The sequence below is a fragment of the Methanomassiliicoccales archaeon genome (assembly GCA_013415865.1).
GTDB lineage: Archaea > Thermoplasmatota > Thermoplasmata > Methanomassiliicoccales > UBA472 > MVRC01.
Genome location: CP058896.1, coordinates 1,055,105 through 1,070,509 on the forward strand (window position 1 = coordinate 1,055,105; position 15,405 = coordinate 1,070,509).

Sequence of the window (15,405 nt, forward strand, 5' to 3'; positions counted from 1 at the left end):
TGCAAGGGACCATTAACATTGTCAGATATCAGGAGGAGAACAGCCGCTCGACCATCCATTTGGCATCGAACTTCACAATGTCCTCATAATCCTGACCGGTGCACAGGAAGGCTATGGGCTTCTTGATGGTGTACGCGATGCTCAGCGCCGCGCCGCCCCTGGCATCAGCGTCTATCTTTGTCAATATGACGGCGTCGATGCCTATCTCCTTGTCGAACGTCCTCGCCTGCTCTATGGCATCGTTGCCCGCCAACGAATCGCCCACGAAGACCGTCATATGCGGTTTGACGACGCGCTTGATCTTCTTCATCTCGTCCATCAGGTTCGAGTTGGTCTGCATCCTTCCTGCCGTATCGATAAGGACGACGTCCCGCTTCCTCGCCTTTGCATGCTCTACCGCATCATATCCTACTGCAGCCGGGTCGCCGCCGGCCTGATGTTTTATGACCTTGGTCCCCAACCTATCTCCGTGTATGGAGATCTGCTCGATCGCCCCGGCCCTGAAGGTGTCAGAGGCCGACAGCACGGTGGTCAGCCCCATCTTGTGCAACCGGTGCGCGACCTTGGCTATGGCGGTCGTCTTGCCGGTACCATTTATGCCCACGAACATTATGATGACGGGCCTCTCACGCCTCAGGACCCACTCGTCAAAGTCAAATGTGCCGCCCTGAAGGGTCTTCTCCACCGCCGTCCTCAGGGCGAGCCTTATCGCATCTTCCACCCGGAACCTCTTATCGACCCTTTTCCCTACGAGCTCGCTCCTCACCGTGGTCTTTATCTCCTCGATGACCGGGAGGGCCACGTCCGCCTCCAATAGGCCGACCTCGAGGTTCCATAGCATCTCATCCAGGTCCTTCTCTGAGATCTTCCTGCCAGTGTCACCGACGGCCTCCTCCACCTTCTCAGGGAGGGGCACCTCCTTCGGCGCCAGCCCGAAGATCTTCTTGAGGGACTCGAACATATCGCAGGCCACTCTCACATCTGTGTCTGCTGGCCCATCGCCTGGTATTCCGCCTGGAGCATCTGACTGAGCTGGCTGGACTTCATCTCGATGACCTGCCTGCTCTCGTTGAGCTTCTTCATGGCGTCCAGCATCTCCTGCATCCGGGAGTCGATCAACTTCATCGCCTCATCGATGTCCTTTTCGACCGTTATCCCGCTCCCGACGCCTATGAGCACCTTCTGGCTGTCAGAGACCTTGGCCCTCACGAAAGAAGAACCGCCTATGGGCACAAGCACCTCGTCGCCCTCCTTGGCGTTCTTGAACTCGGTCAGGGTGGCCTTCGCCCTTCCGTATTCCTCGAGCGAGACCTGCACGAGCTGCTGCTGTTCCACTATCCCTTCGAGCTGCGCCTTGTAGACCTCGAGTGCGCCGAGGGCCTGGCGAAGCTCCTGCTCGTTCATTTCGCACCACCGATCAGGTGCTGGACCACGTGGTCGGTTACCTCTTCCTTCTTCAAAGGCACGATCTCCGTGATCTTTATGTTCTTCCTCGCGACGCGATGCCTGGACCCGATGTTGGAGATGACCCTATGGGCCGCGTCCGCCTCGTCCTCGGCCGCGATCTGGATGCTGAACGGCTGTACGCTGTTCATCGAGTTCTGTTTGCATATGATGTAAGAGCCTGTGGCGCGGAAAGCTTTCATTCTATCGCCTTGACGCAGGAAAGAGGTTCATTGAATAAATCTTTTGGTCCCTTCGTCCATGACCTTTTCCGTGCCTAAAGACATCGCCCTGTACTATCCAGGCCGCGGTTTCAGGACACTATCGGTCACTGGCCGGGCCTGCTCCTTACAATGTGAGCACTGCATGGGGGCATATCTGCATAACATGACCGACGTCTCAGCGAAGGGCAGCATGGTCACGGTCGGCCGTCATCTTCTGAGAATTGGTGTGAAGGGCGTCCTGGTGAGCGGGGGATGCGAGAAGGATGGGAGGGTGCCCTTGTGCGACCGCATCGACGAGATCACGGAGCTGGTCCGGACGGGGCTGTTGGTGAACATCCATACCGGGCTGTTGGACGAAGACCTCGCGAGGGCACTTGCAGATACAGGTGCTCAATCGTTCTCGGTGGATGTGCACGCCTCATCGGAGGTGATAAGGGAGACCCTTCACCTTGACAGGACGCCCTTGGACTTCGAAAGGACCATTGATGCAATGTGCGCCCATGCCCCTGGGAGGGTGTCCCCGCACATCCTCGCCGGTCTGGAAGGCGACAGCACGATATCAGAGAAGAAAGCTCTCAGGATGCTCGCAGGAAAGGAGCTTGCGTCGGTCATCCTGCTGAGGCACGTCAGGACCAGGGGGGCGGCCCTCGACCCAAGGCCGCCCCTGAGCGACGATTCCTTCCTTGAACTAGTAGATCATGCCGCCTCACTTATGGACGTCCCAATAGTGATAGGATGCATGAGGCCCAGACCATCGGTCGACCTCGAGGTCGAATGCGTCAGCCGAGGGGCCTCAGGCATAGCCTTGCCATCGTCTACGACGAGGAAAAGATTGGAGGCCCTTGGCCACAGGGTCAGGACGTCCGACCACTGTTGCGCCCTTCAGCGATAGATAGCCCTGTTCTCAAAGACCTTCTTGATAGGTCGGAGGTAGAGGATCCAGATGATGTTCATGACGATGAAGATCGCACAGAAGAACGGGACATAACCTATCAATTGTCCCGATAGCTCCGCGCTCGTCGTAACGGTCACATTCACGCTATCTCCGTTGGGGCTGTAGAGGCATATGAAGTATTTGCCATACCTAAGGTCCGGCAGCTCGTATTCCATCCCGGGGTGGGCCTCATAGATGTCCGTGTTTATTCTATACGTGCCCAGCCTTTCGGCCCCTAATGCGACATAATCGCCATAGTCCTCTTCCGAAACGATGAACACCCAGACCAATCCACCATCGGTATCCACCTTGATCATGTCCATGTTGGTGAGGGCGATAACGTCGCTGCTGTAGAAACCGATCGTGACGGGGACCGTCGCTGAAGAGACAAGATATCCGTCCTCGTCCTCGGTGGCATTCTTTACAGCATCGTTCAGCAAGGGAAGATAGAAAAGGAGCAGGAAGACCGCCGCCACCGCGATGACGATGTAGGCGCGGGAGACCGCATTCTTCGTCAAATAATATTTTGAGCTAGGGCTCTTCAGGAACCTTGTCTCCAGCCTGATGAACACAAAGCTCTCAAGCATTATGATGATGCACATGAAGAGGACGAAATAGAGGAAGGAAGGCACGCCCAGGTGGAACGGTACGATGCTGAACTCCCCGCCAGCGTACATCAGAGCGATCACGAACACCACGATGATCATCAGTTCGACGGAGTAGAGCCAGCTCTTTATCCGTCTCATCCTGTCCAGGCGGAAGCCCCCCTCCATCTGTTCCCTTGCCCTTGACATCGCCCTCTCCTGTCCAGAGAAAAATATCAACGCCAATTAATAAAACCTTCTATATCTGAATGTCATGGGACAAGGGAGGCCCTCATCCTTAATATCATGAACAGAGCCGCGTATATTGGCAGCTCCATCTCACCATCCCCTCTGAACCTCACACCCTTGAGGGCGACGTCCACAGGTGAGCTGACCTGTACCTTCACCACGTCATCTGGGTAGATATCGGGGAACGCATCGCGCAAGGGCTCGAAGTCCGTCAGCTGGTCCCTTCTCATCTCGATGACCCGCATGCCCGTTTTACCATGGAGGGAACCTGGCAGACGGATCAATCTCTTGATGTCCCTGGTGACCGGCTCATCGACCTCGGCGGCGACCCTCGGCCTCACCTCCGACCGGACAAGGTCCAGCAGCGCCTCCTTATATCTGTCCGAGACGTACTCAAGGCTGTTGTTCGCCAGGATGAGCTGGTATCCCAGCATGTCGCCTGGCCTCTCCCCGAAAAGCTCCTTGTGCAGCCCAAGGACGACCTGGTCCTTGTACTTCGACAGGACCGGGAACCTCTTTTTCACCCCGTCGGGCTCCATGAAGCGTAGCTCATCGAACAGCTGTTCCAACGCCCTCCTCGCGTGGCCCCTCCATCCCCCCGCTCCCGACTCAGGGACCGCGACCGCCTTTTCCACTTTCGTATGCGTCTTGAATTCCTTCTTCATCGCCGCGCTCTGCGGGAATACCCAATCGAGGTCAAGGTCCGTCCCTGAGACATAGTCGACGATCTCGCTCCGTTCATGAGATCGTAACGAAAGAACCTTCTTGTCCGATATGTGCGCATGGTATCCTCTCCCTCCGGAGAACACGATGCGGACATCCTCCTCTCCGAAACCCATGTCCCCGAAGAGGAAATCGTCCAAGAGCCTGATCATGTCCTTCTTCACGAGCGCCAGCATCTCAGAATAGGACATCGAGCCCGCTCCCTTGATATGGTCTGCATCAAGATCGAAGACCAGGTCGGCCCCCTTCCAGCCCTTCATCTCCATCTTCGGTGCGGAGGGCGCATCGTATAGGGCAGAAGAGTAATAGACGTGCATGGGCACCTGCGAAGACAGGTATTTCCGAAGGTCCTCAGGCCTTTTGAACCCCACATGTCTCCTGACGAAGTCCTTGTCGAAATACATGAAACCGAACTCGCGGTGTTCTATCTCGGTGGGGCCAGCGATCTCCGCACCGGAATAATATTCCCGGAACCATCGCATCGTGAATTCCTGCTCCTTCGTCATCTCGGCCTGCAATGGACCTCCAGAATATTCTCTTTTGCCAAGGGACCGAGGCCAACTTATATAATTTCCAGCCAACCATCCCCCCTCAGAGTGAGAGGAATGAGGGCGTTCATCCGTGTAATATACTCCAGCGAGGGGAGGTCACCTTCTGAGGTCCTCCAGATCATGCATGGACTTGGCTTCGAGAAGGTCAAGGGGCAGCCGCTGTTCGTCGGGGAGGTCGCCGACGAGGAGGAGCTTTCCCGCAGGCTTGAGGAGGTCCATGTGGCCCTCAGAGGGATGGAGGTAAGGTACATCCCGTCCCTCGAGGTCCCTACCGATGATGCTGGGAAGGCGGTGTGCAATGCCACCGGGGCCCTTGCGCCGTGGAGGGCGCTCGGCATCGATGTCGACGAGCTCGAAACATTGCTGAACGCTGACGTGAAGAGGTTCAGGGAAAGGGCGCTGCTCCTGTTCAAGGAGAAGGTCGACGCTGTGGCCGAGGCCAAGGAAAAGGAGCTGGCAGCTGAGGCGGCGGCAAGGGCGAAGGCCGAGAGGGAGCGCGAGGAGAGAGAGCGGGCCGAAGGCCGCAAACAGAAATTGACGGCCCTCCTGGCCAACGGGGAAGGAGCGACATTCCAAGAGCTCCATGCCTTCTCTGGCTATGAAATGGACGAGCTCATTGAGGTCTTGAAAGAGCTTATCGATGGAGGAAAGGTCAAGGCCGCCCAGAAAGGTAAGAACGTCGTCTATTCCGTGGCATGATCAGGTCCCTTGAGGCCGATATGCTCCGGCCTTGGCCACATTACTTGATCTGGTCATGAAGCTCCTTCATGCCCCTGTACCATTCCACGAACCTTTCGATGCCCTCCTCGATGGTGACCTTCGGTGCCCAACCCAGGAGCTCCCTTGCCTTCCTGTTGTCCCCCCAGGTGTGGTCGACATCCCCTGGCTGGGGCGGCAGGTATTCGGGCGTGAGGTCCTCCCTGCCGGTCGCCTTGAGGATGCTTTCTACGACCTGATTGACGGTGACGGTCCGGCCCGAGCAGATGTTCAACGCCCCACCTTTCGGGTCTGGACACGACCCGCACCTGATCACAGCTTCGACGACATCGTCGATATAGGTGAAGTCCCTCGTCTGCTCCCCATCCCCGAATATCTGGGGCCTCAGCCCCTTCAGCGCCCGGTCCGTGAAGATGCGTATGGCCATGTCAGGCCTCTGCCTCGGGCCGTACACCGTGAAGTACCTGAGCGAGACGGTCTGAAGCCCATAGAGCTCGTAGAAGAGCCTGCAATAGTCCTCTGCCGCCAACTTGCTGGCCGCATATGGAGAGACAGGCCTCAGGGGCATGTCCTCGTTCACCGGCAGTACCTTTGCATTGCCATAGACCGAGGAGGAAGAAGAGCTGACGACGCGCCTCACGCCGACATCCCTCGCCGCGATGAGGACAGCAAGGGTGCCGGTGGCGTTCGCCTGGTGGGACCTCATCGGGTCCTTGACGGAGATCCTGACGCCCGCCTGGGCGGCCAGGTGGTATACGACCTCCGCACCTTCGAAGCACCTTCTCATCGCATCGATATCGAGGATGCTCTCCCTATGCAACGAGAACCTCGGGTCGTTCAGATGCGGTTCGAGAAACCTCATCTTGCCCGAGTAGTAATCATCAAAGTTATCGATCGCAACGACCTGATGGCCCATCTCAAGCAACCGGTCGGTGAGCGTGCTCCCGATGAAGCCCGCTGCCCCAGTGACGGCTATGCGCATGGTATCGGCCATAGAAAATATCGAATGTATTTAGCCGTTGGCAATCGAGCGGCGGCTAATAAGTTAGCCGTCAAATAGAACATCGCTAAAGGTCCTGCCTCCCCCCATATGGGGGCCAGTGGAACCTCATTCTGGCATCACCATCTATACGTATAAGATAACTAAAGCCCCCGCCACATCCGTAGGGACAGTGCGTTCCTACCGCTGTCCCCGGATGTTTTTAATGTTTTGAATTACAATTCAATACTTATGCCCCGACCGAGATGTTGCGCGAATGTGAGCGCTCTTCCAAGATCAACATCGTTCAAACCGCAAGGGGTCCCGATGTCCGACCTGGAGGTGGTGGTGATGAGAGCAGAAGAGCTTGAGGCCATGAAGCTCGTTGACATGGAAGGGATGAGCCAGATCGAAGCTGCCACAAGGATGCGGGTTTCTCAGCCCACCCTATGCAGGCTCCTGATGAGCGGCAGGGGAAAGGTCGCAGAGGCGTTGGTGAACGGAAAGGCCATCACGATAAAGGAGGCAGGCGCTTGATCCTCGCCAAATTGACATTCCATATGCCATGCAATCCTGTGGCAAGGCTCAGCAAGGCCACAGGACATACGGTCAAGGTGATGAGATGCGCCCCGTCGTTCGGTGGAGGAGGACAGGGCCTGATGCGCGTGGACAGCGACGACCTCAGCACCGAGGAGGTCGTCAGAAGGTTAGAGGATGGCGACAGCTCTTTCAAGGTGACGACGGTCTCTCCAGGGAGGCATATTGTCACTGCAGAGCACCCCTCGTGCGAGGCCTGCAGGGCCCTAATGCACACCCGTTGTTTCCTTGAGGAGGGTCAAGGCGACAAGGACGGCAGGATGACCTGGACCGTGATCGCCACCGATCAGGAGGAGCTCCGAAAGCTGAAGGGGGAGCTCGAAGCCTCCGGAAGCGAGGTCTCGTTGGAGAGCGTCAGACATCTGAGGTCCGAGAGGGAGCTCACCCCTCAGCAGGACAAGGTGATCAGGCTGGCGTTCGACCTTGGTTATTATGACATACCTCGCAAGATAGACCTGGCCAAGCTCGCGGGCATGCTGGACATCTCAAAGCCCACGCTCGACATCATGCTCAGGAGGGCTCAAAAAAAGATATTGGCCAGCTATCTTCAGGTAGATGGCTAACATGTTCGCCGAACCTATCATCAGACGGTAGGCGTTCGCCGGCCCTATCGTCAATATCAAGTGAGATGTATGATAATAGCGATATCGAGCAACGGGCATGGCGGGATGGACGACGATGTTCACGAGCACTTTGGCAGGGCACCGACGTTCACGCTCTATGACACCGAGTCCGGGGCGGTCTGGACGATTGAGAATACCGGTGAGCACATGGGCGGGTCCGCGAGGCCGCCACAATTGCTGCAGGCCGAAGGGGTAAGCATCGTGCTGTGCGGGGGCCTGGGCCCGAAGGCAATAAGGTCCCTGAGGGAGAGGGGCATAGAGGTTTACGTGGGATGCTCGGGCAAGGTCTCGGACGCCTTGGAAAGCTGGTGGAGAGGGCTCCTGGATAAGGCGGGTCCAGAAAATGCCTGCCGTGAGCACCACCATCATTAAGGAGCGATCGACGATGAGCATGGACAGATATTGGGGCAGGCCGATGACCGTGGAAGAGAGGGAGCGGCCGAGGCCGACCGTCTTCGCCTGCTCAGGCTCCGCGAACGTAGGACAGCTGGCGAACTCGTGCGCCCTGAGGGCAGAATCAGAAGGGCTGGCGCTGTTCGCCTGCATCGCCAGCATCGGATGTCATGAGGAGAAGATGCTCGACCTGGCAAGGAGGAGCCCGAAGATAGTGGCCTTGGACGGTTGTCCGATCTCCTGCTGCTCCCGCTCGCTGGAACATGCGGGCTTCAGACCTACGGCCAGATATGTCATGACAGACACTGGCCTGATAAAAGATCATTGCAAGCTCCCGAGCGAGAAGGACATCGAGAGGGCGATGACGGAGGTCCGAAAGCTGTTGCTTTGATGCCTTTTTCTGCCATCGGTTCTACAAATAGGACAAACTTTGGTTCATTTATCACAAGGGGCCAGACATTATGGCCTTTAGGGAAGCATTTTATAGAAGTGCGAGCGAACCATTTAAATAAAACAGGCATCATTGACGCCTTGGTGAGCAAATGAGCGGAGTCACTGCCAACCTGAGGACATTCTTCATGTTCCTCGTCCTGATAGGCATATTCATGGCCATCGGCTGGCTCGTGGGAGCGTACTTCATCGGCAACTGGGTGCTCGGAACGCTGATGTTCCTGATACTGGCCGGCCTGATCAATTTCATCTCGTACTTCTATTCAGCTAAGATAGTGCTCTGGAGCTACAGGGCTAAGATAGTAAGTGAGGCGGAGTCCCCGAGGCTCCACCGCCTCGTGAGGCAGATAGCAACGATGAACGGCCTGCCCATGCCGAAGATCGCGGTCATCCCTAGCCAGAACCCCAACGCCTTCGCCACTGGCAGGAACCCCAAGAACGCGGTCGTCGCGGCGACCGAGGGCATCATGCGGCTGCTCGACGACAACGAGCTGCAGGGCGTCCTGGCACACGAGATGGCACATGTGAGGAACAGGGACATACTCGTCATGAGCGTCGCCGCCACCGTCGCAGGCGCGATATCCTTCGCGGCAAGGATGGCCTTCTGGGGCTCGTTGTTCAGCGGAGGGAACCGCAACAATGGGAACATCATCGTCCTGATGATAGTCGCGATAACGGCGCCGATAGCCGCAATGCTGTTGCAGCTGGCGATATCCAGGTCCAGGGAGTACAAGGCCGATGCCGAAGGGGCGATGCTGATAGGCAAGCCGTTGTATCTGGCAAGGGCGCTGGAAAAGCTGGAGGCGGGCGCGAGGCAATATCCGATGCAGCTCGGCAGCCCCACATCGAGCTCCCTGTTCATCGTCAACCCCTTCAAGGGAGGCGCGCTGGTCAGCATCTTCTCCACGCATCCGCCGGTGCAGGAGCGCATCCGCAGGCTCAAAGCGATGGCGAACAAGATGGGCCAGTACTAAACCTCTTATCTAAAACCTCTTGTCTTTTTGATCATTCATCGTCCTCGGCAGCCCCTTCGAGCGTGAAATGGACGCTCGCCAATTTCATTCCATATTGCACGCTCCTCACGGTCATGTCCACCTCTTTGGAAGGGCCGCTCATGTCCGAGATGACCACCACGGAGTCGCCGCGGTCGCAGAGGCCGTTGCCGTTCGCATCATCGATGTAGACGACCATCCCATCGATATGCCACGCAGCATCTATGCCTATGAGCCTGTCCAGCGACACCTTCGAGATATGACCATCGATCTCCAGTTCAAAAGCCGAGAACGGCGTCCCGACCTTGGAATCGATCATGACCTTGTACCTGCCTTCGACAGAGGAGTCCTTGACCACCGGGCCCAGCTCGACATAATATGGAAGACCATCGTTGACATGCGGGTCGTTGTAGCTGAGCACGATGAGACCTATCATCACCGCCCCGGCCAATGATACCACAGTAAGGACGACCCAAAGCCCGAAGGACTCGGCCTTCCTGTCAATGATGGGACCTTTCCTCAACCTCTTCCCCAGAATTTATTGCATATATCAGAATAAATAACATTCTATTTTATTCACGATGTAGAAGTTCATTTTAATATCATCATGTCCTCGAGGCGATGTCTCCGTATGAACTCCATCCCCTGCCTGATGTTGACGACCTCGTCGATGCGCCTGTGGGTGTCGGTCCCTATCGACAGCATCACCTTCCCACCGAACGCCTTGAAGAACCTCTCCCCCAGCTCGTAGAAGTGAAGGCCGTTCCTGACGTAATAGTCGGAGGTGCTCACCTCCACGAACAGGTCCAGCTCCCTGAGCTTGTCCGCGACTGCCCCAGGGTCGGCATTAGGGAATATCCTGTCGACGTCCCAATGGCACAGCCCACAGGGTATGTTGAGCCTGCTCCTGACGTCCTTGAGCTCGTCCAGCGACATCCCCCCATGCATGCGGTCATGCGCGTACTCGAAAAGGACGATGTCAAGCTCGTTCAGCATGTCGTAAGGCAGCCTGTCATGGTCGCATCTTTCGGGGTTGGTGTCGATCTCCACCCCCGCGACCACATTGATGCGTCCCTGGTACATCATCTTGAGCGCCCTGAGGTTCCTCAGGTACCTGGGGAACGTCTCCCTGGTCAGGGGGTCGTCGAGCTTGCTCGTCTCGAAGTGGTCCGTGACAGCTATGTGCCTCAGCCCGCCCTGCCAGGCCCTCAGCACCACGTCCTCCGGCAGAAAGGAGCCGTCCGAATATATGGTGTGGGTATGAAGGTTCATCAGCGGACCTGTTCCCATTTCTCCAGCTCCTGGACGCTCGAGAGGGTGCGCCCCCTCTTGATCTCCTCCCTTATACGGTTCTCGCGCTCCATCACGTCCACCGCGCGGTTGGCGACCTCGACGGCGCTCTCCTGCGGGACCACGATGAGGCCGTTCTCGTCCCCTATTATCCAATCTCCCGTCCTGACATGCTGTCCGCCGCAGTTTATCTCCTGCCCGATGCCCCCATAGCCTTTCGGCTCGCCAGCATGCGGGGAGACATGGCGCGTGAATATGGGGAAGCCCATATCGATGATGGAATCGATGTCCCTTCCCGCGCCATCGATGACCACGCCTGCCACCCCCGCCACCTTGGCGCTCCAGGAGGCCAGCTCCCCCCAGACGGCCACGTCGCTCCCGCCAGCGTCGATGACTATGACGTCGCCCTTCTGTGCGTGGTCTATCGCCTCCACCGGCTTCGCCCAGTCGCCCTTGGAGGTCTGGACCGTCAATGCCCTGCCGCACATCTTCGTGCCGTGAGGGTTCCTCATGACCAGGCCGGTCATCACGCCCCTCTTGTGTTGGGCGTCGGCGATGTTCGGAGTCGAGACCTTCGAGAACGCCTCGAAGAGCTCGTCCTGCGAGTACTTCTTCTCGAAAGAGGCGGAGATGTTCCGCTGCTCCTCCATCGCCATCTTCATCTTCCTGGCGGCCTCGGTCACATCGTCCGTCTTGATGATGCCGCCGCCTACGATGATTATCGTGGCCCCTGCCCTGAGCACGTCCGCCACGCTCTCGGAGGTTATGCCCCCGGCGACGGCCACTGGCAATTTCACCGCATCGACCACCTGTCTCACAAGGTCTTCGACCCTTACATTGCCCTTCATCTGCTCATCGATGCCTGTATGGAGGCAGACATATCCTGCGCCGAGAGCCTCGCATCTCTTGGCCCGGGACACCTTGTCCTCGACGTTCATGAGGTCGACCATGATCTTCGAGCCGTACCGCTTGGCCACCGCCACCGACTCGGAAATGGTGGAGTCGTCGGCAAGCCCCATCACCGTTATGACATCGGCCCCGGCCTTCGCGGCTATCTCGACTTCGAACCCCCCGACGTCCATGGTCTTCATGTCCGCCACGACGGTGTAGCCTGGATAGGCCTTTTTGATGGCCCGGATGGCCTCGGCCCCCTCGCTCTTTATGAGAGGCGTCCCGACCTCTATCCAATCCGCGCCCCCGTTCACGGCCTCCTTCGAGATCTCCAGCGCCCTCTTGAGATGCATCAGGTCAAGGGCGACCTGCAGTACGGGCTTCATGGTAGTGCAGTTCTCGCCCCCCGATAATATTGTTTCGCTAGAACATCTAAGGCTCGCAAAACGATATAAGACCTGAAGGGCATGCGCAACGCAATGGCAGCGGCGCGCATCCTCTTTGAAAAAAGATGTCCGAGCGGTATCGAGGACCTCGACAAGATCATCGGAGGCGGCTTTCCCCTGGGCGGGACCGTGAACGTAGCTGGAGGATGCGGGTGCGGGAAGACCACGCTGGCAGTGGAGTTCCTCGTCAGAGGGGCGCTGATGGGTGAGAAAGGAGTCTATATTGCGACTACCTGCTCGCCCCTTAAGGCCTTCAAGGGGACCGTGAGGCTGTGCGTATTCGATGACAGGATGATCGATGACAAGACCATCCGCCTGGTCGACATCGAGGACATCATGGGGAAGGTCCCTCAGCCTAGGAGGCCCCTCGGAAGGAACGCGGCACTGGATCTCCTGAACGCCATCGAGAACATCATCGTGAAGAACGGGGCGAAGAGGCTGGTCATAGACCCTATAACCCCGATGTTGATGGACATGGAGCCGGGCGTGGAGCGGGACTTCATGAAGGTCTTGAATGACTCCATGTCAAAGAAGGAATGCACCACGGTCATAGTGTCCTCGGGTCCCGAGGACGCCATCGGGCCGCTGAGCGCCGATGGGAGGATCCTCATGGAGGATTTCGAGAGGGACGGGGACTTCATAAGGGTGCTCCAGGTGCAGAAGATGGCGGGGGCGCAGCATTCCAGGGCAAGGTACGCGTTCGACATCACCTCGTGCGGGATCCTTATGACCCCGCTCATGAAAGGGAGCGGTCAGTGATGGCAAAGGAAGCGGCCGAGACCGTGATGGAAAAGCTCGACGAGGTCGGGCCATCTGTCGCGGTGACATTCCTGATGGGCCCGGAGAGCTACTTCGAGGTGATCTCGGGCCTGGTGGACAACTTCTGCAGGAAGAACGACCTCGACTGCATCTATGTTGCGGTCTCCGTGCCTGCCAGGACGATAATGGGAGCGTTCGACTCGCTCGAGATCGACAGAGGCCACGTGAGGTTCGTCGACTGCATCTCCTACGCGACGATGCAGAGCGTCGATTCCGAGGAGATATCCTTCGTCGAGAGCCCCTCGATGCTGGAGACGATAATATTGCGCGTGAGATACCTGTTCAGGAAGTTCGACGACGGTAAGAGGAAGGTCGTCATAATAGATTCCGCCAACGCGCTGTCCATGCACAATGATGTGAGGATGCTGACCGGGTTCATCCATGTGCTGATGACAGCATTGAAGGAAAAGGAGGCGTACCCCGTCATACTTGGCCTGGGGGACCAGCTGAGGCCCGAGGTGAAGGAGATGCTCGGGCTGCTGAGCGACCAGGTCGTGGACGTACCGAAGAGCGGGGAGTGAGATAACCGGGGGAGCACTTTCCTATCAATAAATATGAGGACCTGACGATAGTTCGGATTTTGATAATGTTAGAATAAGGCCAGGAGGGCTATATTTTTACATTTTATTATTGATAATAACACCGAGATAAATATATACATCCTAAGAAAATATCACGTTCACTCAGGGCATCCGCTCTGAGGAGGACTGAACAATATGAAGACATGGAACATGAGAAAGAAGAAGGAGGCCGTTTCACCGGTCATCGCAACCATTTTGATGGTCGCCATCACCGTGGTCCTGGCGGCAGTTCTGTACGTCATGGTCATGGGATTTGGTGGGGATCAGGATCAGACGCCGTCTGGAACATTTGACGACACCCTGTTGTCTACAAACCAAGACGGTTCCAGGACATATAGGATAACTCTAATCGCTATTAGCGATGACATCCCTATTGCTGATACTGAACTGGCCGTTGTTGGTGCAACAGGAACAATCCCAACAGCATTAACTTCGGCAATAGCCGGTTCTACGAACGTTGGAGCTGGGGACTATGCTGATGTTACGATAGCTGCTGGCGATACGGCAACCATAACCCTCAGGGATAAAAATAACGGTAATGCGATTGCTTCAATTACCATATCTGTCCCAGCATAAAGAAATCATTTAATTTCCAGTGATCCAACGGGTCACTGATTTTTTCTTATATTTGTGACCACTCAGCTCGCCCGTCTCTCTTCACCAGATCAGAGCTGGGTTCATCATCACGGTGGCATACTGAATAACATGGACCAAGGAAATAAACCTATCCCAAGGCCCCCAACAATTTTTAGAACATCCTTTCAACTACTATTTTATTAGTAGAATTCATGAAAAAGATTATGTTTCTGTAGGAAATGGCCATTGTGACAATTTTCCTTATTGCCTTATACCCTATACAAGTGCATATGGTAATTCGGAAATGCCACCTCACAATTCAAAGATCATCTGGGGGAAGTCAAATGGCCAAGAGCAAACAGACCATACTCTTCATCTGTCAGGGCAACAACGCCAGGTCGTTGATGGCGGAAGGCCTTGTCAATCACCTCTTCAAAGACCGATACGAGGCGTTCAGCGCGGGCACGCAACCTTCCAAGGTCGACCCCCTTGCCGTCAAGGTGATGAAGGAGATAGGGATCGACATCACCAAAGCGAGGTCGAAGAACGTTGATACCTACTATGGCAAGCCCTTCGATTACGTCGTCACGCTCTGCGATGAAGCTGAGGAAGAATGCTCTTTCTTCATACAGGGGAAGGACTACATCCATGAGAGCTTCCCTGACCCTACAAAGCTCGAGGGCAGCGAGGAGAAGGTCATCTCTGACTATCGCAAGGTCAGGGACGGGATCAGGGCGTTCGTCAAAGAGACCTTCGGAGGAAGATGATACCTCTATTCGTCTACGATGAGAGGGACTGCGACCCTAGGAAATGCACATCCAGGAAGATGGTAAGGTTCAAGCTCGTCCAGGAGCTGAAAGGAATAAGGTCCGTCCCTTACGGGAGCATAGTCCTGAACCCCATGGCACAGAAGGCGCTGTCGCAAGAGGATAAGGAGAGGGCGCATCAGCATGGCATCGTCGTCCTGGACCTTTCCTGGGCGAACATCGAGAGACTGCCAGATCTTCCAGGGAATGTCGCGGAAAGGGCCCTTCCCTATATGCTCGCGGCCAACCCCGTCAATTGGGGGAGACCCTTCCGCCTGAGCAGCGTGGAAGCATTGGCCGCTTCCGTATACATATTGGGCGAGAAGAAACAGGCCGAGGCGCTTCTTTCAAAGTTCACGTGGGGCATGAACTTCCTCGACCTCAACCGCGAGCCTCTTGAGAGGTACTCCAAGGCTAGGACGAGCGCGGAGGTGGTCGAGATACAGAACGAGTACCTGCCGGAGGAGGGGTGAAAAGGAGGTCCCGCCCCCCTCCGTTTCTTCTGCTTCCTATGGAATCTGGCATGAAAATATTTTG

21 protein-coding genes are annotated in these 15,405 nt (G+C 56.5%); 12 read left to right on the forward strand and 9 right to left on the reverse strand.

The features are described 5' to 3' along the window. Positions 1 to 28: 28 nt before the first annotated feature. The 3 genes from ftsY to HPY73_05190 are packed head-to-tail and all read right to left on the reverse strand — an operon-like array spanning position 29 to position 1,646. A complete protein-coding gene (gene ftsY, locus HPY73_05180) occupies positions 29 to 961 on the reverse strand; it encodes a signal recognition particle-docking protein FtsY (GenBank protein ID QLH75681.1) in 933 nt (310 codons plus the stop codon). Positions 962 to 975: 14 nt separating this feature from the next. Next, complete coding sequence (pfdA, locus tag HPY73_05185) at positions 976 to 1,404, reverse strand: prefoldin subunit alpha (GenBank protein ID QLH74893.1); 429 nt, start codon at positions 1,402 to 1,404, stop codon at positions 976 to 978. Next, positions 1,401 to 1,646 (reverse strand): 50S ribosomal protein LX, encoded by a 246-nt coding sequence (locus tag HPY73_05190; GenBank protein ID QLH74894.1) that lies wholly within the window; start codon positions 1,644 to 1,646, stop codon positions 1,401 to 1,403. The genes pfdA and HPY73_05190 overlap by 4 nt, the downstream gene beginning before the upstream one ends. A gap of 70 nt (positions 1,647 to 1,716) precedes the next feature. On the opposite strand from HPY73_05190, the gene HPY73_05195 reads away from it, so the two are divergent. Further along, entirely contained in the window at positions 1,717 to 2,559 is an 843-nt protein-coding gene (locus tag HPY73_05195) for a hypothetical protein (GenBank protein QLH74895.1), read from the forward strand. Here the strand turns inward: HPY73_05195 and HPY73_05200 are convergent. Both HPY73_05200 and HPY73_05205 read right to left on the reverse strand, forming a co-directional pair. After that, entirely contained in the window at positions 2,550 to 3,431 is an 882-nt protein-coding gene (locus HPY73_05200) for a hypothetical protein (protein ID QLH74896.1), read from the reverse strand. The genes HPY73_05195 and HPY73_05200 overlap by 10 nt on opposite strands. Positions 3,432 to 3,457: 26 nt before the next feature. Beyond that, a complete protein-coding gene (locus HPY73_05205) occupies positions 3,458 to 4,663 on the reverse strand; it encodes a DNA primase small subunit PriS (GenBank protein QLH74897.1) in 1,206 nt (401 codons plus the stop codon). Between the two features lie 90 nt (positions 4,664 to 4,753). Between HPY73_05205 and HPY73_05210 the strand changes: the two genes are divergently transcribed. Beyond that, positions 4,754 to 5,407: a hypothetical protein gene (locus HPY73_05210; GenBank protein ID QLH74898.1), complete on the forward strand. Its 654-nt coding sequence runs from the start codon at positions 4,754 to 4,756 to the stop codon at positions 5,405 to 5,407. Positions 5,408 to 5,447: 40 nt separating this feature from the next. On the opposite strand, the gene HPY73_05215 is transcribed toward HPY73_05210, so the two are convergent. Beyond that, positions 5,448 to 6,419 (reverse strand): GDP-mannose 4,6-dehydratase, encoded by a 972-nt coding sequence (locus HPY73_05215; GenBank protein QLH74899.1) that lies wholly within the window; start codon positions 6,417 to 6,419, stop codon positions 5,448 to 5,450. A 264-nt stretch (positions 6,420 to 6,683) separates the two neighbouring features. Here HPY73_05215 and HPY73_05220 point away from each other — a divergent pair, with 264 nt between their 5' ends. From HPY73_05220 to HPY73_05240, 5 genes are all read left to right on the forward strand, one after another. Next, positions 6,684 to 6,941 carry a DUF134 domain-containing protein gene (locus HPY73_05220; GenBank protein ID QLH74900.1) on the forward strand — a complete coding sequence of 86 codons (258 nt, stop codon included), beginning with the start codon at positions 6,684 to 6,686 and terminating at the stop codon, positions 6,939 to 6,941. After that, the gene (locus HPY73_05225; protein ID QLH74901.1) at positions 6,938 to 7,564 is read left to right on the forward strand and encodes a helix-turn-helix domain-containing protein; all 627 of its coding nucleotides are present in this window, start codon (positions 6,938 to 6,940) and stop codon (positions 7,562 to 7,564) included. Before HPY73_05220 ends, HPY73_05225 begins: the two co-directional genes overlap by 4 nt. Before the next feature lie 105 nt (positions 7,565 to 7,669). Beyond that, the gene (locus HPY73_05230; GenBank protein QLH75682.1) at positions 7,670 to 7,996 is read left to right on the forward strand and encodes a NifB/NifX family molybdenum-iron cluster-binding protein; all 327 of its coding nucleotides are present in this window, start codon (positions 7,670 to 7,672) and stop codon (positions 7,994 to 7,996) included. Next, positions 7,968 to 8,408 (forward strand): putative zinc-binding protein, encoded by a 441-nt coding sequence (locus tag HPY73_05235; GenBank protein ID QLH74902.1) that lies wholly within the window; start codon positions 7,968 to 7,970, stop codon positions 8,406 to 8,408. Before HPY73_05230 ends, HPY73_05235 begins: the two co-directional genes overlap by 29 nt. A 151-nt stretch (positions 8,409 to 8,559) precedes the next feature. Continuing rightward, a complete protein-coding gene (locus HPY73_05240; GenBank protein QLH74903.1) occupies positions 8,560 to 9,441 on the forward strand; it encodes a zinc metalloprotease HtpX in 882 nt (293 codons plus the stop codon). Positions 9,442 to 9,472: 31 nt separating this feature from the next. Here HPY73_05240 and HPY73_05245 read toward each other — a convergent pair whose 3' ends face one another. The 3 genes from HPY73_05245 to HPY73_05255 all read right to left on the reverse strand — a co-directional run bounded on the left by HPY73_05245 (position 9,473) and on the right by HPY73_05255 (position 12,026). Next, complete coding sequence (locus HPY73_05245) at positions 9,473 to 9,982, reverse strand: hypothetical protein (GenBank protein QLH74904.1); 510 nt, start codon at positions 9,980 to 9,982, stop codon at positions 9,473 to 9,475. Between the two features lie 68 nt (positions 9,983 to 10,050). Next, positions 10,051 to 10,749 (reverse strand): PHP domain-containing protein, encoded by a 699-nt coding sequence (locus HPY73_05250; protein ID QLH74905.1) that lies wholly within the window; start codon positions 10,747 to 10,749, stop codon positions 10,051 to 10,053. Continuing rightward, positions 10,731 to 12,026 (reverse strand): orotidine 5'-phosphate decarboxylase, encoded by a 1,296-nt coding sequence (locus HPY73_05255; GenBank protein ID QLH74906.1) that lies wholly within the window; start codon positions 12,024 to 12,026, stop codon positions 10,731 to 10,733. Before HPY73_05255 ends, HPY73_05250 begins: the two co-directional genes overlap by 19 nt. Before the next feature lie 81 nt (positions 12,027 to 12,107). Here HPY73_05255 and HPY73_05260 point away from each other — a divergent pair, with 81 nt between their 5' ends. From HPY73_05260 to HPY73_05280, 5 genes are all read left to right on the forward strand, one after another. After that, positions 12,108 to 12,845 carry a circadian clock protein KaiC gene (locus HPY73_05260; protein ID QLH74907.1) on the forward strand — a complete coding sequence of 246 codons (738 nt, stop codon included), beginning with the start codon at positions 12,108 to 12,110 and terminating at the stop codon, positions 12,843 to 12,845. Next, the gene (locus tag HPY73_05265; GenBank protein ID QLH74908.1) at positions 12,845 to 13,426 is read left to right on the forward strand and encodes a hypothetical protein; all 582 of its coding nucleotides are present in this window, start codon (positions 12,845 to 12,847) and stop codon (positions 13,424 to 13,426) included. Before HPY73_05260 ends, HPY73_05265 begins: the two co-directional genes overlap by 1 nt. A gap of 195 nt (positions 13,427 to 13,621) precedes the next feature. After that, positions 13,622 to 14,062, forward strand: coding sequence for a type IV pilin N-terminal domain-containing protein (locus HPY73_05270; protein ID QLH74909.1), 441 nt, complete (start codon positions 13,622 to 13,624; stop codon positions 14,060 to 14,062). A gap of 344 nt (positions 14,063 to 14,406) precedes the next feature. Beyond that, positions 14,407 to 14,829, forward strand: coding sequence for an arsenate reductase ArsC (locus HPY73_05275; protein QLH74910.1), 423 nt, complete (start codon positions 14,407 to 14,409; stop codon positions 14,827 to 14,829). Next, entirely contained in the window at positions 14,826 to 15,341 is a 516-nt protein-coding gene (locus HPY73_05280) for a DUF367 family protein (GenBank protein ID QLH74911.1), read from the forward strand. Before HPY73_05275 ends, HPY73_05280 begins: the two co-directional genes overlap by 4 nt. The last annotated feature ends 64 nt before the right edge of the window (positions 15,342 to 15,405 follow it).